Source organism: Azonexus sp. IMCC34839 (assembly GCF_047047955.1).
Lineage (GTDB): Bacteria > Pseudomonadota > Gammaproteobacteria > Burkholderiales > Rhodocyclaceae > Azonexus.
Window position 1 is genome coordinate 869,265 of sequence record NZ_CP150631.1, and the last position, 19,358, is coordinate 888,622.

Sequence of the window (19,358 nt, forward strand, 5' to 3'; positions counted from 1 at the left end):
GTATGACGTGAAGTACCGCTTAGCCCTCCATGCCGCCGCCCTCGGCTTCGGCCTGTTTGCTCTCACCACGCCGGTGCGTGCGGCACAGCCTCATCCGACCTTCGCCGACGAGGCTCAGGTGGTCGAATTCGCCATGGACATGGAAAACCGACACGGCTTGGACGCCAAAGCACTGCTCAGCCAATTCGGCCAGGTTCGTCCCAACGCCAAGGTACTGCAACTGATCAAGCCGCCGGCCTCACCCCTACAACGCTCCTGGGAACGTTATCGGCCGCGCTTCCTGAACGACAGGCGCATCGATGGTGGCGTCCGCTTCTGGCAGGCCAATGCCGCCCAACTGGCACGTGCCCGCGTGATCTATGGCGTACCTGAGGAAATCATCGTCGCCATCATCGGTGTCGAGACCGAGTACGGCAAGAACACCGGCGGCTTCCGGGTACTCGAAGCCCTGGCCACACTGGCCTTCCATTACCCGCCGCGCAGCGATTTCTTCCGGACCGAATTGGAGCAGTTCCTGTTGCTCAGCCGTGAGAATGCACTCGATCCGGTCGCCGTCAAAGGCTCCTTCGCTGGCGCCATCGGCATACCGCAGTTCATGCCCGGCAGCCAACGCCGTTATGCTGTCGATTTCGACGGTGACCAGCGGGTCGACCTCTCCGGTTCGGTGGACGATGCCATCGGCAGCGTCGGTCGTTTCCTTGAACAACATGGCTGGCTGGCCGAGCAACCAATAGCCGTACCGGCGATGAGCAACGGTGCGCCAGTCGATGGCCTGATCCAGGCTGGCATTCGTCCGAGCCTGAAGGTGGCCGACCTGGCCAGCCAGGGCATCGCTGCGAATGCCGATACAGCCGGCACGGTTGCCTTGCTTGATCTCGTATCGCCGGGGAAGGAAACCGAATACTGGTTGGGTTACGAAAACTTCTACGTGATCACGCGCTACAACCGCTCGACCTTCTACGCCATGTCGGTGTTCCAGCTGGCCGAGGAAATCCGTAGCCGCCTGTGCCTGATCGACGCGTCTAAAGTAGCGAATCGCGAGAAATATTGCCGCGCTTGATGATCTTGCGCAGGCGATCGAGCGCTTCCATCTGAATCTGGCGGACCCGCTCGCGAGTCAGACCCAGTTCGCCAGCAATGGTGTCGAGAGTGGAAATATCCGCGCCGTTCAGACCATAGCGTCGTTCGATGATGGCGCGCTGGCGCTCCGTCAATTGCTCAAGCCAACTGCCGATCAAAGAGCCGATTTCGCTCGACTGGAGTAGCGATTCAGGATCGCCGCCCTCCTCGTCGGCGATCAACTCGGCCATCGAGTGATTGGGATCAATATCCAGCGGCGCATCGAGCGAGGCGATGTGCTCGTTCAACGAGAGAATGCGACGAACGTCATCGACCGACTTGTCGAGCAGGATGGCGATACGCTCCACTGTCGAATCGCGGCTTTCCGCCGCCTCGATATGGCGCATGGCACGCAATACGACGTTGATTTCCTTGACCACATGCACCGGCAAACGAATGGTGCGCGACTGGTTCATGATGCCGCGCTCGATGCTCTGGCGTATCCACCAGGTGGCGTAGGTGGAAAAACGGAAACCGCGTTCCGGATCGAATTTTTCCAACGCATGGATCAGGCCGAGATTGCCCTCCTCGACCAGATCGAGCAGCGGAATGCCACGATTCAGGTAGTGCTTGGCAATATTCACAACCAAGCGCAGGTTGTGCTCGATCATTTTCTGCCGGGCAGAAAAATCGCCCTGACGCAGCGCACGCGCCGTCGCCAATTCCTCTTGCGGCGTCAGTAGCGGCTTGGCACCGATTTCGTTGAGATAGAGCTGAGTGACATCCTCGAGCAGCTCAAGCTCAGGAGCGACCGTCTCGACATCGGGCAACAGGATGGACTCGTCAGGCTGCTCGCCCAGATCCTCGAGTTCCATCCCCTCACCCATTTCCATCACCGCTTCGGCAGATATTGGGCCGGATCGACCGGCTTGCCCTGTTTGCGAATCTCGAAGTGCAGCTTGACCGTATCGGCATCGGTATTGCCCATTTCGGCAATCTTCTGCCCCTTGGTCACGCTCTGACCTTCCTTGACCAGAATCTTGCGGTTGTGCGCATAGGCCGACAGGTAGGTTCCGTTATGCTTGACGATGACCAACTCGCCATAGCCGCGCAAACCGCTACCGGCATAAACCACCTTGCCATCACCGGCCGCCAGGATAGGATCGCCTGCCTTGCCAGCGATATCCAAGCCCTTGTTCGAGGAATCGTTGAACGGTGCCAACAGTTTGCCTGAAGCCGGCCATTGCCACGGCACTTCATCCGGACCGGCGGCGACCGGAGCACTCGGCGCCGGGGTCTCAGGCTTGGGCTCGGGTTTGATATCGGCCGGCTTGGCCGGAGCATCGTTGGTCTTGTTCAGGCGGGCATAAGCTTCGTCGGAATACGGCTCCTTACCAACCTTCGGTTCGCGCTTCACCCCACCGTTGGTAGCCCCGGACGGTGCCTGATCGAGGGAGCGGGATTCCACCGCGCCAGTAGCAATCGGCTGGGCGACCACCGGCCCATCGGCAACCGGGGCGCTAGCACTCGGCGGAATCACGCGAAGAATCTGCCCTTCCTTGATGGCGGAAGGGTTGGCGATATTGTTCCAGGTCGCGATATCACGGTAGTCCTGGCCGTTTTCCAGAGCAATGCGATACAAGGTATCTCCACGCTTGACCGTGTAATACCCTGGTCCGCTCGGTTGTGTTGCGACAGTAGCGCGGCTTTGTGTCGATCCCGTGCGATCGACGGTCGGTGCCGGCGGCTGGGAAAAACACCCCGCCAACAGCACGGCGGGAAGAGCAAGAGTCAGATAGCGAATCATTGTGTTCCAGAGAGAAGCGGGACGAAACGCACCGCATCGAGGCGAGTCTCGGTAAATCCCTGAGGCGTCCGTTCAATCAGGCTAAGATACTGCTCGTTCGCGCCAACTGGCAAGACCAATCGGCCACCTTCAGCCAATTGCGCCAGCAACGCCGGCGGAACCTGCATACCCGCCGCAGCCACTATGATACTGTCAAACGGTGCCGCTTCGGGCAAACCCAATTGCCCATCGCCATGTTTCAGGCGCACATTGAATTGCTGCAGAGTGCGCATATTGCCCTTGGCCTTCTCGATCAAAGGGGCCAGACGCTCGATGGCATAGACCTCACTGGTCAATTGCGCCAGGACTGCCGCCTGGTAGCCACAGCCGGCACCGACCTCCAAGGTCTTGCCAAGCCCTGGCCGGCCATTGATCAGCAACTCGATCATCCGGGCAACGATGTAGGGCTGCGATATGGTTTGCCCCATCCCCAAGGGCAGCGCCGTGTCTTCATAGGCACGCGAGGCCAAAGCCTCCTCGACGAAGATATGGCGCGGCACCGCCGCCATGGCGCGCAGCACCGCTTCGTTGCGTATTCCCTGCTCGCGCAGACGCTCGATCATCCGGGTACGCGTCCGCTGCGAAGTCATCCCGATGCCGTGCAACACCTATCTTACCTCATCCAGTCACGAATTACATTCAATTGCGCATTGTGCGTCAGATCGATCTGTAGCGGCGTGATCGATACACGGCCGTGCTCCACCGCATGAAAATCGGTGCCTGGCCCGGCATCCGCTGCGGCACCCGCCGCACCGACCCAATAAACCGTTTCATTGCGCGGCGATTTCATCTTGACCACCGGCTCCGCCTTATGCCGCCGACCAAGCCGGGTAATTTCCATCCCTTGCAAATCGGCATAGGGAATATCCGGAACATTCACATTCAACAGTACTGGTTCAGCAATGGGTTTTTCAATATATTTGGCGACAATTTCAGCGGCCACTTTTCCAGCAGTCGAAAAATGTTCGCCGGCAAAACTCGTCAATGAAACGGCAATTGACGGAATTCCCAATAAATATCCTTCGGTCGCCGCAGCAACCGTTCCGGAATAAATCGTATCGTCACCCATATTGGCGCCGAGATTAATTCCGGAAACAATAATATCCGGCAATTCATCCAGCATCCCAGTGACTGCCAAATGCACGCAGTCGGTCGGTGTGCCGTTGACGAAATAAAACCCGTTGGCCGCCTTTTTCAGTAACAGCGGGCGGTCAAGCGTCAGGGAATTGCTGGCCCCGCTTCTGTTCTGCTCCGGCGCGACGACGACGACCTCGCCGAACCGCCCCAGTGCCTCGGCCAACGCTGCCAAGCCAGGAGCGAAGTAGCCATCGTCGTTGCTCAACAGAATACGCATTGATTAAACCGCGAGTTTTTCCAGAGTACCGCCGTTGGCCAACCAAGCGGCAACCCATTTCGGCTGACGGCCGCGACCGGTCCATTGCAATTCGGCATTTTCCGGATGGCGATATTTGACCTTAACCTTACCGCCGGTCGTCGCCTTGGCTTTAACTTCCTTGCCCAGCAAATCCTCGATGGCATAACCACGCGCCTTGGCAACGGCACGCAGCTCGTTCAATACATCGGCTTTTTCCTGCGACTCGCGACGCTTGATTTCGGCCGGAATCTGCTGTTGCAAATCGCGCAATTGGGCAACGGTGAGCGAAGACAAATCCATGATTACCTCCACGTTTTAAATGAGTGGCGTTAATTTAATTTGTCCGGATTTATTTTTCAACGCGAAAAATAAAAAAACCGGCCAAAGCCGGTCTTTTTAAATGGTCGGGGTGGCGGGATTCGAACTCGCGACCCCTTGCACCCCATGCAAGTGCGCTACCAGGCTGCGCTACACCCCGACGAGCCGCGCATTATACCTGAAAAGCGCGAAATTCAAAGCCGTAACATTTCAATTACAGACTGCAATTCACCGCGCAATCCGAGCTGGATTTTTGGCATTTCGGACTTGTCCACCGCAGCAGTCGACGCTGCGACCGGCCCTTCATCCAGACGATTACGCGCGCCACTGATCGTAAAGCCTTGGTTATAAAGCAATTCACGAATACGGCGCACCAGCAAAACCTCATGATGCTGATAATAACGTCGATTTCCGCGGCGCTTGACCGGCTTCAACTGGGTAAATTCCTGCTCCCAGTAACGCAGCACGTGCGGCTTGACTCCGCATAGTTCGCTAACTTCACCGATCGTGAAGTAACGTTTGGCGGGAATTGGCGGCAGTTCCTCGCCGCCCGGTTTAAGCCGTTGTTCCATCGAAGGCGAGTTCAACGTCGGACTTCAGTTTTTGACTGGCGTGAAAAGTCACTACACGGCGGGCAGTGATAGGAATTTCTTCGCCGGTTTTCGGATTGCGCCCCGGGCGCTGCGGCTTGTCGCGCAACTGGAAATTGCCGAAACCGGACAGTTTCACACCATCACCGGTTTCCAGAGCATTGCGGATTTCCTCAAAAAAGGCCTCGACCATATCTTTGGCCTCACGTTTGTTGAGTCCAACTCTCTCGAACAACAGGTCAGCGAGTTCGGCTTTTGTCAGCGTCATCGTTATTTTTCCGTCAGGCACGCAGTTGAGCACCGAATGCCTGTTCGAGACAGGACACCAGTTGCTGCATCGCAGCATCAACTTCGGAATCTTGCAAAGTGCGTTGAGTATCTTGCATAACTATACGGAAAGCAAGACTTTTTTTGTTTTCCGGAACCCCCTTGCCGACATACACATCGAACAATTGGATGTCGCGAACCAAGGGCGAAACCTGCCCTTGCAAACCATCCAGCAAGGCCTGCAGCGCCAGCCCCTGATCAACCACGACGGCAAGGTCGCGGATCACCGGCGGGAACTTGGACACCTCGGCATAGGCGGGTACGGCAGCAGCCTTCAAGGTGGAAAAATCCAGTTCGAACAGAACCGGCGCGTTGGGCAGATCGTATTTCTGCACCCACTCCGGATGCAGCTCGCCCAGACAGCCGACGTCCTCACCATTCAGCAGGATGCGAGCGGCGCGCCCCGGATGCAAAGCCGGATGGGCCAACTTCTCGAAACGCAGCTCGGCCGGAGCAAAAAGCGCCTCGATATCGCCCTTCACATCGTAGAAATCGACCTTGCGACCGCCACTTCCCCAACCCTCCGGCAAAGCACCGCCGAAAGCCAAGCCGCCCAGACGCCACGGCTGGCGGTAACCGGCAACCGGCTGCGCTGCGGCATCGCGATGGAAGGTACGGCCCACTTCGAACAGGCGAACACGGCTTTGCTTGCGCTTCAGGTTAGTGACCAGATTCGCGATCAAGCCACCGAACAGATTCGAGCGCATTACCGCCATCTGGCTGGCGATCGGATTGGCCAAACGGATCAGGTCGGCTTCGGCGGTTTTCGCGGCGAAATCGGCCTCCCAAGCTTCTTCGACAAAGGCGAAATTGACGACTTCCTGGTAGCCACGGTCAGCCAGCATCTGGCGGACACGGTAGGCCGGCCGCTGCGCTTCCGGCTGACGCAGCATCGCCATGCGCGCGCGCGGGGCATGCGCCGGAATATTGTCGTAGCCAACCAGACGGGCTATTTCCTCGATCAGATCCTCTTCGATCTCCATATCGAAACGCCAGGTTGGCGGCGTGACCAGGAAATCGTCGCCTTCGCGGGTGAAACTCAAGGCAAGACCGCTAAAAATGGAGGCGATTTTTTCGGCGCCGAGCGGAACGCCCAGCACCTTTTCAGCGCGCGCCGCCCGCAAACGCACCGGCGGACGCGCCGGCAAATCGGCCTTAGCCTCGACCACCGGGCCAGCCTGGCCGCCGCAAACAGCGAGGATCAATTCAGTCGCCCGTTCGATGGCACGCTTAGTACCGCCGAAATCGACGCCACGCTCGAAACGGTGCGAAGCATCCGAACTGAAACCGTAGCGACGGGCACGGCCGGCAATCGCCTTCGGCGCGAAGAAAGCCGACTCCAGGAAGAGTTCGCTCGTCTCCAAGGTGATCCCGCTCTCCTCGCCGCCCATGATGCCGGCCATGGCCAAGGGCTTGGCTTCGTCGGCGATCATCAGGACATCGGCCTCGACCGGAATAGTCTGCTCATTGAGCAACAGCAGCTTTTCTTCCGGCTTGGCCATGCGGGCATGCACAGCACCTTCCAGTTTCGTATTGTCGAAGGCATGCAACGGCTGACCGAGTTCGAGCATCACGTAGTTGGTGATATCGACCAGTGCCGAGATCGAGCGGATGCCGCTACGTTCCAGGCGACGCTTCATCCATTCCGGCGTCGGCGCCTTGGCATCGACGTTCTTGACGACACGACCGTAGTAAAGCGGGCAGGCCGTCGGTGCATCGAGTACGACCGGACGGCTGTCGGTAATGCTCGCCGCCACCTCGCTCACTTGCGGCAAATTCGTCAGCGCACCGGTAATGGCGCCAACTTCGCGGGCGATACCTTGCAGCGACAAACAGTCGGCACGGTTCGGCGTCAGCTTGATCTCGAAGACGTTGTCGTCGAGCTCGAGATACTGGCGAATGCTCTGTCCGACCGGCGCATCGGCCGGCAGGATCAACAGGCCTGAAGCCTCTTCGGCAATGCCGAGTTCCTTGGCCGAGCACAGCATGCCGGACGATTCGATACCACGTACCTTGGCGACCTTGATCCTGAAGTCGCCCGGCAATTCCGCGCCAGGCAATGCGCATGGCACCTTGAGGCCTGCCGCGACATTCGGCGCACCGCAAACGATCTGCTGCGGCGTACCGGTACCGATATCGACTTGGCAGACATTCAGACGGTCGGCATCCGGATGCTTCACGACTTCGAGCACCTGGGCAACGATAACTTGGTTGAAAGCTGGGGCAACCGGGGCCAGATCCTCGACTTCGAGGCCGGCCATGGTCAGCAGATGGGAAAGTTCCTCGCTCGTCAGTTTCGGATCGACGAGGGTACGCAACCAGGATTCGGAGAATTTCATGGGCTTGACTCGAAAATGGGATCAGGCGAACTGACGCAGGAAACGCAGGTCACCTTCGAAGAACAGGCGCAGGTCATTGACGCCGTAGCGCAGCATGGTCAGGCGGTCCGGACCAAAACCGAAGGCGAAGCCGGTGTACTTTTCCGGATCGATACCGGCGATCTTCAGGACATTCGGATGCACCATGCCGCAACCGGCGATTTCCAGCCAACGCCCCTTCAGCGCACCGCTCATGAAAGCCACGTCGATCTCGGCGGACGGTTCGGTGAATGGGAAGAAGGACGGGCGGAAACGTACCGTCAGGTCGTCGGTCTCAAAGAAGCTCTTCAGAAAATCGGCAATGACGCCCTTCAGGTCAGCAAAGGAAACGTTCTCACCCACCCACAGACCTTCGACCTGGTGGAACATCGGCGAATGGGTCGCATCGGAGTCGACGCGATAGACACGGCCCGGCGCAATGATGCGGATTTCGGGCATTTTTTCCTGTGCACCGTAGCGGGCGACGTGTGCCTGCATGTAGCGCGCCTGGATCGGGCTGGTATGGGTACGCAGCAGCACCTTGTCGGCCAGCGTGCCGTCCGGGTTCTGCAGGTAGAAAGTGTCGTGCATCGAGCGCGCCGGGTGATCCTCTGGCGTGTTCAAGGCGGTGAAATTATGGAAATCCTCTTCGATTTCCGGGCCGTCGGCGACCTCGAACCCGATCGAGGCAAACAGGGATTCGATACGCTCCAGCGTACGAGTCACCGGATGCAGGCCACCACGCGCTTCGGCGCGACCGGGCAAAGTGACATCCAGCGCCTCTTCAGCCAGGCGCGCTTCCAGTGCAGCCTTGCGAATCGCTTCGCGGCGCTCGTTCAGCGCATTCTCGACCGCGGTCTTGGCGACGTTGATTGCCGCCCCGGCAGTCTTCTTTTCTTCGGGCGGCAGCTTGCCCAAGCCCTTAAGGAGTTCGGTAATCTGGCCGCTCTTGCCAAGAAAACGGGCCTTGGCCTGCTCCAGCGCGTCCGGGTCGGAAATGGCAGCGAAAGCGGCTTTGGCCTCGCTAACGATTTGTTCGAGATTGTCCATGGACTTGTTCCAGCAAAACTACCGACAGCAAAACGAATAAACAAAAAAGGAGGCTTGCGCCTCCTTTTTTTTCAAGAGCTTAAGCTCAGGCGCCGAGCTGTGCCTTGGCCTGGGCGGCCAGAGCAGCAAATGCCGGCTGATCGAAGACGGCCAGATCGGCCAGGACCTTGCGGTCGACTTCGATGTTGGCCTTCTTCAGGCCGTTCATCAGGGTGCTGTACTTCATGCCCAGCTCGCGAGCGGCGGCATTGATACGAGCGATCCACAGGGAACGGAACTGACGCTTGCGCTGACGACGGTCACGGTAGGCGTATTGACCAGCCTTCATGACCGCCTGTTTGGCGATGCGATATACGTTCTTACGACGACCGCGGTAACCCTTGGCCTGAGCGAGAACCTTCTTGTGACGGGCGCGAGCCGTTACACCACGTTTAACTCGGGACATCTTCTATCTCCTTACGCGTAGGGCATCATGGCGCGGACAGAAGCGGTGTCGCGCTCGTGAACAGCAGTAGCACCGCGCAGGTGACGCTTAACTTTGGTGGTCTTCTTGGTCAGAATGTGACGCTTGAAGGCTTGGCCGCGCTTGATCGAACCACCGGCGCGAACCGAGAAGCGCTTCTTGGCGCTGCTCTTGGTCTTCATCTTGGGCATTTTGATGCTCCTTAATGACATGCTGACAGGTGGTTCCCGACGGGAACGCTTTCATAACCCGAAAGCACTTGTTTGCTTGGCTTCCGGTTACCCGGTTGCCGGTACTGCAAAATTCGGACTCGAAAACCGAATCCTAAAAAACTTTACTTCTTCTTGGCCGGCGCGATGACCATGATCATCTGGCGCCCTTCCATCTTCGGCATCTGCTCGACTTGCCCTTGGGCCTCGAGGTCAGTCTTGATACGCTCCAACTGACGCATACCGAATTCCTGGTGAGCCATTTCCCGACCCCGGAAGCGCAGGGTCACTTTGACCTTGTCGCCATCTTCCAGGAAGCGGGTCATATTCCGCAGCTTGATCTGGTAATCGTTTTCGTCGGTACCCGGACGGAGTTTGATTTCCTTGACCTGGACCTGCTTCTGTTTCAGCTTCGCTTCGTGTGCCCGTTTGGCTTCCTGGTACTTGAACTTGCCATAGTCCATGATGCGACAGACCGGCGGTTTCGCCGTCGGCGCGATCTCAACCAGGTCAACCCCGGCTTCTTCGGCCATCTGCAGCGCAGCGCGGATATTGACAATCCCTAGCTGCTCACCTTCCAAACCCTGGAGACGAATCTCCGGCACTGTGATCTCATCGTTTAAACGATGGGCCTTGTTCTGAGCGATGGTAAAACCCCCGAAATATCAATAATTAAGCCGTGCCACTACGCGCTGCGACCTCCCCATGGAGTCGCTCAATCAGAGCCTCGACCGTCATTTGACCAAGATCCTGACCACCGCGTGTACGCACGGCCACCAGTCCGTCCGCCTTTTCCTTGTCGCCCACAACGAGCTGGTAAGGCAGCCGGTTCAAGCTATGTTCCCGAATTTTATAGGTAATTTTCTCATTACGCAAATCGGCTTCGGCTCTAAAGCCCGCCTCATGCAGCTTTTGCGCAACATCGGCCGCATAATCAGCCTGTTTTTCCGAAATGTTGAGCACAACCGCCTGGACCGGCGCCAACCACAGCGGAAGCGCGCCCGCGTAGTTCTCGATCAGGATACCGATAAAGCGCTCGAGCGAACCGAGGATGGCGCGATGCAGCATAACCGGCACCTTACGCTCGTCGTTGCCCGCGACATACTCGGCACCCAGGCGACCCGGCATCGAGAAATCGACCTGCATGGTGCCGCACTGCCAAGAACGACCAATGGCATCCTTGATGTGAAATTCAATCTTCGGTCCATAGAAGGCGCCCTCACCCGGTAACTCGGTCCACTCCAAACCGGATGCGCGCAACCCCTGACGCAAGGCGTCCTCAGCCTTATCCCAGACATCATCCGAACCGACGCGGCTATCCGGGCGCAAAGCCAGCTTGACGGCGACATCGTTGAAACCGAAATCGCCATAGACCTTCTTGACCAGCGCATTGAAGGCGGTGACTTCAGATTCGATCTGGTCTTCGGTACAGAAGATGTGACCATCATCCTGAACGAAGCCGCGCACACGCATCAAACCATGCAGCGCACCTGTCGGTTCATTGCGGTGACAGGAGCCGAATTCACCATATCGCAGCGGCAGTTCGCGATAGGAACGCAGGTCGGAATTGAACACCTGCACATGCCCCGGGCAGTTCATCGGCTTGACCGCATAGTCGCGGTTTTCCGACGAGGTTGTGAACATATTGTCCTTGTAGTGCTCCCAGTGCCCCGACTTCTCCCACAAGGACTTGTCGAGGATTTGCGGGCAACGCACTTCCTTGTAGCCGTTGTTGCGATAAACAGCGCGCATGTAGGACTCGATTTCCTGCCAGATCGCCCAGCCCTTCGGGTGCCAGAAGACCAGACCCGGTGCTTCGTCCTGCATGTGGAAGAGATCGTACTGCTTACCCAAGCGGCGATGGTCGCGCTTCTCGGCCTCTTCCAGCATGTGCAGATAAGCGTCGAGATCTTCCTTCTTCGCCCAGGCGGTGCCGTATATGCGCTGCAACTGCTCGTTGCGATGATCACCGCGCCAGTAGGCGCCGGCGACCTTCATCAACTTGAAGACCTTGAGCTTGGCCGTGGTCGGCACGTGCGGCCCACGACAGAGGTCGATAAAGTCGCCTTCACGGTACAGAGAAACCTGCTGATCGGCCGGAATGGCCTCGATCAATTCCGCCTTGTACTTTTCGCCCTGATCAAGGAAGAACTTGACCGCATCGTCACGCGACCAGACCTCGCGGCTGACCGGGATATCCTTCTTGGCCAACTCAGCCATACGCTTTTCGATGGCTTCCAGATCTTCCGGGGTAAACGGACGCTTGTAAGCGAAGTCGTAATAGAAGCCGTTTTCGATGACCGGCCCGATGGTTACTTGCGCTTCTGGGAACAACTCCTTGACGGCGTAGGCCAACAAGTGAGCCGTAGAGTGGCGGATGATTTCGAGGCCATCGGCGTCGCGGTCGGTGATGATCGCCAGATCGGCGTTGTGCTCGATCAGGAAGGAAGTATCGACCAGCTTGCCATCGACCTTGCCGGCCAGCGCAGCGCGGGCCAGGCCGGCGCCGATGCTGGCGGCGACTTCGGCCACGGTGACGGCTTGCTCATAGCTGCGTACGGAACCATCTGGCAGTTTGATATCGGGCATAGCGGCATCTCTTCAAAAAATCTGGGCGAAAAAAAAGTGCGGACCGAGCCGCACTTTTTCTTTTCAACAAAGCTGACTCGATTACGGTTTCGGAACTGCGATGCAAGTTCGGAACAGCATTATCAGCCTCATCAGGAATTTTGGTAGGCGGTATTGGAATCGAACCAACGACCTCCACGATGTCAACGTGGCGCTCTAACCAACTGAGCTAACCGCCTGAAGAAGGCCGCATTATAGACCTACTACAGAAAGTGTCAACTACTTTTTAGCGAAAACCTTGATTCCGTCGGCAAAGGCCGCTTTTTCACCGCTCAGTTAATCCATGCGGAAAGCGCCAGACTCGCCAGCGCTGTTGCGGCCAATAAGCCTGGAACCCCCATCTTGAAACGCCCCAAGGCAATCAGCGAAAACAGGAAAAATGCGCTCGCCCGAAGATCAGGCAAAAGCTGCCAACCTGTAGGCCACAATACGTGTTCGACGAAGAACAAGCCAAGACTGGCGATGACCCCGACCACCCCAGCGCTGACGGCCGTCAGCGGCGCCTGCACGACGGGTTCGCCATGCGTCGATTCAACCAAAGAGCCGCCTGCCAGAATAAACACAAAAGACGGAAGGAAAGTCAGCCAAGTAACCAATGCGGCTGCCAAGACGCCCCCCGCCACGAGCATTTCCGGCCCAAGCACCGCCTTGGCATGGCCACCGACATAGGCCACGAAGGCCACCACCATGATCAATGGCCCCGGTGTCGTTTCACCCAGTGCCAGACCATCGATCATCTGCCCCGCCGTCAGCCAGCCAAAATGTTCGACAGCCGCCTGATAAACATAGGGCAGCACGGCGTAGGCGCCGCCGAAGGTCAACAGGGCAGCCTTGGTGAAAAACCACCCCATCTGCGTCAGCGTATGCGCCCAACCCAAAGTCGCGACCAGCCCCCCCATGGTAAGCAGCCACAAGCCGATCCCCATTACCGCGATGCGCATCAGCCTCTGCCAGGAGAAAAAGGTATGCACCATGCGTGGCGTATCGTCGCCGATGATGGCCAGTGGACCATCCGTGTCCTGCCGCCTCTCTGGAGCGTGCGTAGCACTTCGGAAAATCGTGGGTCGCCAGCGGCCGACTACGATGCCTAGCAATGCGGCCAAACCAATCACCAGCGGAAACGGACAAGCGAGCAAGGCGATGCCGACAAAGGCGGCCAGCGCAATGCCCCACAATACGGGATGGCGTAAAACCCGCCCACCGAGACGCCAGGCAGCAAGACAGACAATAGCCGCGACCGCGGGCTTGATGCCCGCAAAGACTGCTCCGACAGCAGGCAAATGCCCATAGGCGACATAACCCCAGGACAGCCCGATCAATATGAAGAGAGACGGCAGCACGAACAACGCCCCAGCGAGAATTCCGCCCCAAGTGCGATGCATCAGCCAGCCAAGATAAGTCGCCAGCTGCTGAGCTTCCGGTCCCGGTAGCAGCATGCAGTAATTCAAGGCATGCAGGAAACGTCGCTCGGAAATCCAGCGCCGCTTATCGACCAGTTCATGATGCATCAAGGCGATCTGCCCGGCCGGCCCACCGAAGCTGATGAAGCCGAGTTTCAACCAGAAACGTAGCGCCTCGCCAAAGGGGATCGCTCCCACCTCCTTCGGCACTGCGGCATTTTCATTCGGATCGTTAGCGGACATAACTTGCTGGCTGGCGAAAACGACCTTCAGCTTACCGCATGATCCGGGACAGCACTGTCACGGCGCGGTAATATCCCGACTTGAAGACTGGAGTAGCCATGAACCAAGGCTGGATCATTTTCGGGTTATGCGTCCTGACGCTGATTGGCGCCACCCTCCCCCTGCTGCACGAGCGCAGGTCTGCCAAAAAACCCGCCAAGCGAGACAAAGACAATGAGTAACACCGAGGCCCGGCTGACCGACCTGGAGGTCAAGCTCAGTTTTACCGAAGACCTGGTCGACGACCTGAACCGTACGATCTTCCGGCAACAGCAGCAGATCGACCTGCTGATCAACGAAATTCGTTCCCTGCGCGATCAGCTTACCAATATGCAACCCGAGGAACGGCGCAGCCTGCGCGACGAAATTCCACCTCATTATTAAAATGCCGCAAATTCCCGTCACCATTCTTTATCACGCTGACTGCCTGGACGGTTTCGGCGCCGCCTACGCCGCTTGGTGCCGCTATGGCGAGTCGGCCACTTACCGCGCCATGCATCATGGCGAAGCCCGGGATATGGCGCAGATCGCCGAGCACGAGGTTTTCGTGCTCGACTTTTCCTTCCCGCCCGAGCAACTGCGCAATATGGCCCGCCTGGCGCGCGCCATAACCCAGATCGACCATCACGCCTCGGCGATGCAGCCGTGGGCAGAGTTACTGACCGACGACTCGCGCGGACGCAAGGTGTTTGCCGACCCGACCCTACCGCTGCGTGTGATGTTCGATCTCGACAAGTCGGGCGCCCGACTGGCCTGGGAGTTCTTTCATCCCGAACAATCAACGCCCTTGCCCCTGCTGCATATCGAAGACCAGGATTTGTGGCGTTTCACCCTGCCCGACACCCGCGCCTTCTGCCGCTCGCTACGCATGGAAGCCTTCGATTTCGCCGACTGGGCAACTCTCTGCGCCGCCATGCCGAACCGTGAGGCGCCGCGCTATCGCGAATTCGTCGCGGTCGGCCAAGGTGTCGAGCGCTTTTTCCAACGCGAGGTTGCGCGTCTGGCCGATGGCAACCTGAGCATGCCCGCGACCGTGCGCGGAGAGCCAGTCGATGCGCTGCAAGCCGTCCGCCATGGCCAGGCTACCGTCAGCGATGGAGAGACCAACTGGCTGGCAATATCCGGCCTGGCCATCAACGCCAGCGTTTTGTTCGCTTCCGAGCTGGGCAACGTGCTCGCCGAGCGTAGCGGCAGCTTCGGCCTGATCTGGCAATACGCCGCAGACGGTGAAATCAAGGCATCACTACGCGCCAAGGGCAAGGTGGATGTCGCAGCCATCGCCGCCCGCTACGGTGGTGGCGGCCATCCCAATGCTGCCGGTTTCCGCCTGCCGGCCAGCCGTTTTTTCAGCGAAGTACTGGGTCTGGCAAACGCCTGATTCAGGTCAGCACGTAATCGCGCACCACCGGCGCGTCTCCGAGTACCTCCAGCCCGGCCAGTTCGCAGGTGGCGCACTCGATGGTGTGGCACATGGCATCGAGCGCCAGATCGTTGGCCTCGGTGCCGAACGGCTCCTCAAGCTGTTCGCCAACCATTTCCAGCGCCAGGAAGGTATAGGCGACGAAGGTTGCGATCAACGGCGTCAGCCAGCCCAGCGTTGTGGTCAGGCCGATCGGCAGGAGCAGGCAGTAAATGACGATGGTGCGATTCATCAACACCCGATAGGTGTAAGGAATGGGCGTATTGGCGATGCGTTCGCAGGCGCCGGCCACCTCGCCCAACTGTTCCAGACTGCGATCCATGGCCAGCCACTCCATATCGGCGATTTGCCCGGCGCGGCGCTCTGCAACCAGTTGCTTGCCAATTTCGCGCAACACCACTTGCGCCGGAAATTGCTTGTCATCGATGGCAGCCAGCGTTTCGGTTTTTAGCCTTTTTGCCATGTCCACCGCAGCATCGGTGCCACGCACCTGGTGCTTCAACGCGTAGGCAAAGGCGGCGACGCTCCGCGTCACCTGTTCGCGCAAGGCGCGGTGATTTTCGTCTGGCAGGACGCTGAGCAGCTTGTTAACCAGTGCGCGCGCCACCACCAGCAACATGCCCCACTGCTTGCGCGCCTCCCAGAAACGGTCATAGCTGACCGAATTACGGAAGCCGAGGAAGATGGCCAGCGCGATGCCCATCAACGTAAAGGGCGGAATGCTCAGGGCCGAATCGGGAAAATGCTGCAACCACCAATCGCTGCACAGCAAGCTGGCCACGGAGACGGCCAGGATCAGCGCCAGGCGTCCGATGATCTGCGGCAGGACGGAACCGCGCCAGACGAAAAGCAGACGGAACCAGTGATGGCGGGGACGAACGATCATTTAGCGGCGACTCGCAGAAACAAAAAGAGCCGGACTTCCTCGGTTTCCCTCGGTCGAACGGCCCTCTCGTATTATTTTGGTGCCCAGGAAGGGACTCGAACCCCCACACCTTTCGGCGCCAGAACCTAAATCTGGTGCGTCTACCAATTTCGCCACCTGGGCAGGCGGCGCGCATTCTACCACTAACTGCGCTTCGCCCCCTATACTTGCGGCCCCATGCCAGTCGATCACTACGAAAACTTCCCCGTCGCCTCCTTCCTCGTGCCGGCCAAACTGCGCCGGCCGATCGAGGCGATTTATCGCTTTGCCCGCAGCGCCGACGACATTGCCGACGAAGGCGATGCCACAGCAGAAGAGCGCCTGGCCGGCCTGGCCGCCTACCAGACCGAACTCGACCGCATTGAACGTGGCGAAACGCCGCAAACCCGGCTGTTCGTCGAACTCGCCGAAGTCATCCACGCCCACGCCCTGCCGATCCGGCTCTTCCGCGATCTGCTCGACGCTTTCGCGCAGGACGTGATCAAGAAGCGCTACGCCGACTATCCCGAGCTGCTCGACTACTGCCGCCGCTCGGCCAACCCGGTCGGCCGTCTCGTGCTGCATCTGTTCGGACGGACCGAACCGGAGCATCTGGAACAATCCGACTGCATCTGCACGGCGCTGCAACTGATCAACTTCTGGCAGGACGTCGCTATCGACTGGCAGAAGGATCGCATTTACATCCCGCAGACCGATTTCCCGCATTTCAAGGTGACGGAAGCCGACATCGCCGCCAACCGCTGGTCGGCCAACTGGGCGGCGCTGATGGATTTCGAAATCGACCGCGCCGTCGCCCTGATGCGCCGCGGCGCGCCGCTGGTCCATGCCCTGCCCGGCCGTCTCGGCTGGGAAATCCGCCTGACCGTGCAGGGCGGCCTGCGCATCCTCGAACGCATCCGCCAGGTGCGCGGCGACGTTTTCGCCCGCCGCCCGAAACTCGGCGCACGCGACTGGCTGTTGCTCGCCACCCGCTCCTTTAGAATGTAGGCCATGAATCCCGATCAATACTGCCAGGAAAAGTGCGCCGCCAGCGGCTCCTCCTTCTATTACAGCTTCCTCTTCCTGCCGCCCGAGCGCCGGCGCGCCATCATGGCGCTTTACGCCTTCTGCCGCGAAGTCGATGACGTGGTGGACGAATGCAACGACCCGGCCATCGCCTCGACCAAGCTGGTCTGGTGGCGCCAGGAGGTCGAGCGCGTCGCCGAAGGCCAGCCGCAGCATCCGGTCGGACTGGCGCTGAAAGGCATCGCGCCGAGCATCAACCTGCCGAAAGAGCAGTTGCTGGAAATCATCGACGGCATGGAGATGGATTTACTCCAGTCGCGCTATCTCGACTTCAAGGGCCTGTCGCTCTACTGCTACCGTGTCGCCAGCGTCGTTGGCCTGCTCGCCGCGGAAATCTTCGGCTACCAGGATCGGCAGACGCAGAAATATGCGCACGATCTGGGCATGGCCTTCCAACTCACCAACATCATCCGCGACATCGGCGAAGACGCGCGGCGCGGCCGCATCTACATCCCGATGGACGAACTCAAGCAGTTCAACGTACCGGCCGCCGACATCCTCAACGCCAAGTATTCCGACAACTTCACGGCGCTGATGCAATTCCAGTACGAGCGCGCCGAGCGCTACTACGACCAGGCGCTGGCCCAGCTGCCCAGGATCGACCGCAAGAGCCAGCGCCCTGGCCTGATCATGGCGGCCATCTACCGCACCCTGCTCGACGAAATTCGCCGCGAGAATTTCCAGGTGCTGCACCAGCGCATCTCGCTGCCGCCAACGCGCAAGCTCTGGCTGGCCGCCAAAACCTGGATCAAGGGTTAAACCCATGCGCGCGGCCGTCATCGGCGGTGGCTGGGCGGGCATCGCCGCTGCCGTCGAACTGACCGCCAGTGGCGCTCACGTCACCCTGATCGAAGCTGGCCGGGTTCTCGGCGGCCGGGCGCGCTCGGTCAATCTCGATGGCCGCACGCTGGATAACGGCCAGCACATCTTGCTCGGCGCTTACCGCGACACGCTGGCACTGATGCGCAGGGTTGGAGCCGACCCCGATGCCTTGTTCGAGCGCCAACCCTTGCAGGTGCTCGACAACACGGGTTTTCGCCTTGCCTTGCCCAATCTGCCCGCCCCGCTCAACGTCGCCTGGGGTTTATTGACCGCTGCTGCGGTGCACTGGCCAGAAAAGGCAAAAACTGCGTGGTGGATGCAGCAGGTCAAATGGCGGAAATTTCAACTAGCGAAAGACTGCACGGTCGCCGAATGGCTGGACCGCGCCGGCCAGACCGGCCGACTGCGCCGCCACCTGTGGGAACCGCTCTGCCTCGCCGCACTGAACACCCCGGCCGAACGCGCCTCGGCGCAGATCTTCGCCAACGTGCTGCGCGATAGCCTGGGCAGCCCTCGCCGCGAAGACACCGACCTGCTGCTGCCGCGCGTGCCTTTCGGCCAACTTCTGCCGGAGGCGGCCGCTGCCTGGCTGACGGCACATGGTGCGGACCTCCGCTACGGCCAGCGGGTGCGAAGCATCGTGCCCGATGAGGCGCGAATCGCCATCGATGGCGAAGGTTTCGACGCCGCCATTCTCGCCGTCGCCCCGCACCACCTCGCCGCCCTGTGGCCGGAAGCCCCCGTGCCCGACGCCTACGAGCCGATTGCCACGGTGTACCTGCAATTTTCGGCAAAAACCACGCTGCCTTTCCCACTCTATAACCTGCTCGGCGGTATCGGCCAATGGGTGGTCGACCGTGGCGACGGTCTGCTCGCCTGTGTGCTGAGCGGGCATGGCGACTGGGAAGCGCTCGATGACGAAGCGCTCGCTACGGCGCTCACCGAAGAATTGCGCGCCGCCGGTCTGTTGGGCAGCTCTGCCGGCTGGCACAAAGTCATCCGCGAAAAACGCGCCACCTTCACCTGCCGCCCCAATCTACCGCGCGCCGCCAGCCACACCAGCCACCCGCGCCTTTATCTGGCAGGCGACCACACCTGGGCCGACTACCCGGCGACGCTGGAGGGCGCGGTACGTAGTGGCTTGCGAGCAGCCGGGGAAATCATTTCCACTCGATCTAAATTCCAGTCACAGCAATTGCATCGATGACTGCTTCTGTTGCCA

General features: G+C 59.4%; 22 protein-coding genes and 3 tRNA genes. 7 read left to right on the top strand and 18 right to left on the bottom strand.

Annotated elements, in window-relative coordinates; all coding sequences use genetic code 11:
• Nucleotides 1–7 precede the first annotated feature (7 nt).
• Nucleotides 8–1,060 carry a lytic murein transglycosylase B gene (gene mltB / locus WIF35_RS04360; protein WP_412480348.1) on the top strand — a complete coding sequence of 351 codons (1,053 nt, stop codon included), beginning with the start codon at nucleotides 8–10 and terminating at the stop codon, nucleotides 1,058–1,060.
• On the opposite strand, the gene rpoS is transcribed toward mltB, so the two are convergent.
• From rpoS to chrA, 16 genes are all read right to left on the bottom strand, one after another.
• Complete coding sequence (gene rpoS / locus WIF35_RS04365) at nucleotides 1,023–1,946, bottom strand: RNA polymerase sigma factor RpoS (protein ID WP_412481212.1); 924 nt, start codon at nucleotides 1,944–1,946, stop codon at nucleotides 1,023–1,025. The genes mltB and rpoS overlap by 38 nt on opposite strands.
• A gap of 5 nt (nucleotides 1,947–1,951) precedes the next feature.
• A complete protein-coding gene (locus tag WIF35_RS04370; protein WP_412480349.1) occupies nucleotides 1,952–2,866 on the bottom strand; it encodes a peptidoglycan DD-metalloendopeptidase family protein in 915 nt (304 codons plus the stop codon).
• Nucleotides 2,863–3,468, bottom strand: coding sequence for a protein-L-isoaspartate(D-aspartate) O-methyltransferase (locus WIF35_RS04375; protein WP_412480350.1), 606 nt, complete (start codon nucleotides 3,466–3,468; stop codon nucleotides 2,863–2,865). Before WIF35_RS04375 ends, WIF35_RS04370 begins: the two co-directional genes overlap by 4 nt.
• A 50-nt stretch (nucleotides 3,469–3,518) precedes the next feature.
• The gene (surE, locus tag WIF35_RS04380) at nucleotides 3,519–4,259 is read right to left on the bottom strand and encodes a 5'/3'-nucleotidase SurE (protein WP_412480351.1); all 741 of its coding nucleotides are present in this window, start codon (nucleotides 4,257–4,259) and stop codon (nucleotides 3,519–3,521) included.
• Nucleotides 4,260–4,262: 3 nt separating this feature from the next.
• Nucleotides 4,263–4,580 (bottom strand): H-NS family nucleoid-associated regulatory protein, encoded by a 318-nt coding sequence (locus WIF35_RS04385; protein WP_412480352.1) that lies wholly within the window; start codon nucleotides 4,578–4,580, stop codon nucleotides 4,263–4,265.
• 101 nt (nucleotides 4,581–4,681) lie between these two features.
• Nucleotides 4,682–4,758 (bottom strand) — tRNA-Pro (locus WIF35_RS04390).
• Between the two features lie 34 nt (nucleotides 4,759–4,792).
• Nucleotides 4,793–5,170: a MerR family transcriptional regulator gene (locus WIF35_RS04395; RefSeq protein ID WP_412480353.1), complete on the bottom strand. Its 378-nt coding sequence runs from the start codon at nucleotides 5,168–5,170 to the stop codon at nucleotides 4,793–4,795.
• The gene (locus WIF35_RS04400) at nucleotides 5,154–5,462 is read right to left on the bottom strand and encodes an integration host factor subunit alpha (RefSeq protein WP_412481213.1); all 309 of its coding nucleotides are present in this window, start codon (nucleotides 5,460–5,462) and stop codon (nucleotides 5,154–5,156) included. Before WIF35_RS04400 ends, WIF35_RS04395 begins: the two co-directional genes overlap by 17 nt.
• Nucleotides 5,463–5,469: 7 nt before the next feature.
• On the bottom strand, nucleotides 5,470–7,854 hold the full coding sequence (pheT, locus tag WIF35_RS04405; RefSeq protein ID WP_412480354.1) for a phenylalanine--tRNA ligase subunit beta: 2,385 nt from the start codon (nucleotides 7,852–7,854) through the stop codon (nucleotides 5,470–5,472).
• 21 nt (nucleotides 7,855–7,875) lie between these two features.
• Entirely contained in the window at nucleotides 7,876–8,922 is a 1,047-nt protein-coding gene (gene pheS / locus WIF35_RS04410; protein WP_412480355.1) for a phenylalanine--tRNA ligase subunit alpha, read from the bottom strand.
• 85 nt (nucleotides 8,923–9,007) lie between these two features.
• Nucleotides 9,008–9,367 (bottom strand): 50S ribosomal protein L20, encoded by a 360-nt coding sequence (gene rplT / locus WIF35_RS04415; protein WP_412480356.1) that lies wholly within the window; start codon nucleotides 9,365–9,367, stop codon nucleotides 9,008–9,010.
• A gap of 11 nt (nucleotides 9,368–9,378) precedes the next feature.
• Nucleotides 9,379–9,576 (bottom strand): 50S ribosomal protein L35, encoded by a 198-nt coding sequence (rpmI, locus tag WIF35_RS04420; RefSeq protein WP_412480357.1) that lies wholly within the window; start codon nucleotides 9,574–9,576, stop codon nucleotides 9,379–9,381.
• 143 nt (nucleotides 9,577–9,719) lie between these two features.
• Nucleotides 9,720–10,241, bottom strand: coding sequence for a translation initiation factor IF-3 (gene infC / locus WIF35_RS04425; RefSeq protein WP_412481214.1), 522 nt, complete (start codon nucleotides 10,239–10,241; stop codon nucleotides 9,720–9,722).
• 25 nt (nucleotides 10,242–10,266) lie between these two features.
• Nucleotides 10,267–12,183, bottom strand: coding sequence for a threonine--tRNA ligase (gene thrS / locus WIF35_RS04430; protein WP_412480358.1), 1,917 nt, complete (start codon nucleotides 12,181–12,183; stop codon nucleotides 10,267–10,269).
• 141 nt (nucleotides 12,184–12,324) lie between these two features.
• Nucleotides 12,325–12,401, bottom strand: a tRNA-Val gene (locus WIF35_RS04435).
• Between the two features lie 93 nt (nucleotides 12,402–12,494).
• A complete protein-coding gene (chrA, locus tag WIF35_RS04440) occupies nucleotides 12,495–13,865 on the bottom strand; it encodes a chromate efflux transporter (RefSeq protein ID WP_412480359.1) in 1,371 nt (456 codons plus the stop codon).
• A gap of 98 nt (nucleotides 13,866–13,963) precedes the next feature.
• On the opposite strand from chrA, the gene WIF35_RS04445 reads away from it, so the two are divergent.
• The 3 genes from WIF35_RS04445 to WIF35_RS04455 are packed head-to-tail and all read left to right on the top strand — an operon-like array spanning nucleotide 13,964 to nucleotide 15,282.
• Nucleotides 13,964–14,086: a hypothetical protein gene (locus WIF35_RS04445; protein WP_412480360.1), complete on the top strand. Its 123-nt coding sequence runs from the start codon at nucleotides 13,964–13,966 to the stop codon at nucleotides 14,084–14,086.
• Nucleotides 14,079–14,288 carry a SlyX family protein gene (locus WIF35_RS04450; RefSeq protein ID WP_412480361.1) on the top strand — a complete coding sequence of 70 codons (210 nt, stop codon included), beginning with the start codon at nucleotides 14,079–14,081 and terminating at the stop codon, nucleotides 14,286–14,288. Before WIF35_RS04445 ends, WIF35_RS04450 begins: the two co-directional genes overlap by 8 nt.
• Before the next feature lies 1 nt (nucleotide 14,289).
• The gene (locus WIF35_RS04455; RefSeq protein ID WP_412480362.1) at nucleotides 14,290–15,282 is read left to right on the top strand and encodes a DHHA1 domain-containing protein; all 993 of its coding nucleotides are present in this window, start codon (nucleotides 14,290–14,292) and stop codon (nucleotides 15,280–15,282) included.
• Between the two features lies 1 nt (nucleotide 15,283).
• Here WIF35_RS04455 and WIF35_RS04460 read toward each other — a convergent pair whose 3' ends face one another.
• Both WIF35_RS04460 and WIF35_RS04465 read right to left on the bottom strand, forming a co-directional pair.
• Complete coding sequence (locus WIF35_RS04460; protein ID WP_412480363.1) at nucleotides 15,284–16,210, bottom strand: bestrophin family protein; 927 nt, start codon at nucleotides 16,208–16,210, stop codon at nucleotides 15,284–15,286.
• A gap of 77 nt (nucleotides 16,211–16,287) precedes the next feature.
• Nucleotides 16,288–16,372 (bottom strand) — tRNA-Leu (locus WIF35_RS04465).
• 54 nt (nucleotides 16,373–16,426) lie between these two features.
• Between WIF35_RS04465 and hpnC the strand changes: the two genes are divergently transcribed.
• Genes hpnC through hpnE form a run of 3 tightly spaced genes read left to right on the top strand, consistent with a single transcriptional unit; the run spans nucleotide 16,427 to nucleotide 19,343 of the window.
• Nucleotides 16,427–17,236 (top strand): squalene synthase HpnC, encoded by an 810-nt coding sequence (gene hpnC / locus WIF35_RS04470; RefSeq protein WP_412480364.1) that lies wholly within the window; start codon nucleotides 16,427–16,429, stop codon nucleotides 17,234–17,236.
• Nucleotides 17,237–17,239: 3 nt separating this feature from the next.
• Nucleotides 17,240–18,073: a presqualene diphosphate synthase HpnD gene (hpnD, locus tag WIF35_RS04475; RefSeq protein WP_412480365.1), complete on the top strand. Its 834-nt coding sequence runs from the start codon at nucleotides 17,240–17,242 to the stop codon at nucleotides 18,071–18,073.
• A gap of 4 nt (nucleotides 18,074–18,077) precedes the next feature.
• The gene (gene hpnE, locus WIF35_RS04480) at nucleotides 18,078–19,343 is read left to right on the top strand and encodes a hydroxysqualene dehydroxylase HpnE (RefSeq protein WP_412480366.1); all 1,266 of its coding nucleotides are present in this window, start codon (nucleotides 18,078–18,080) and stop codon (nucleotides 19,341–19,343) included.
• Nucleotides 19,344–19,358 lie beyond the last annotated feature (15 nt).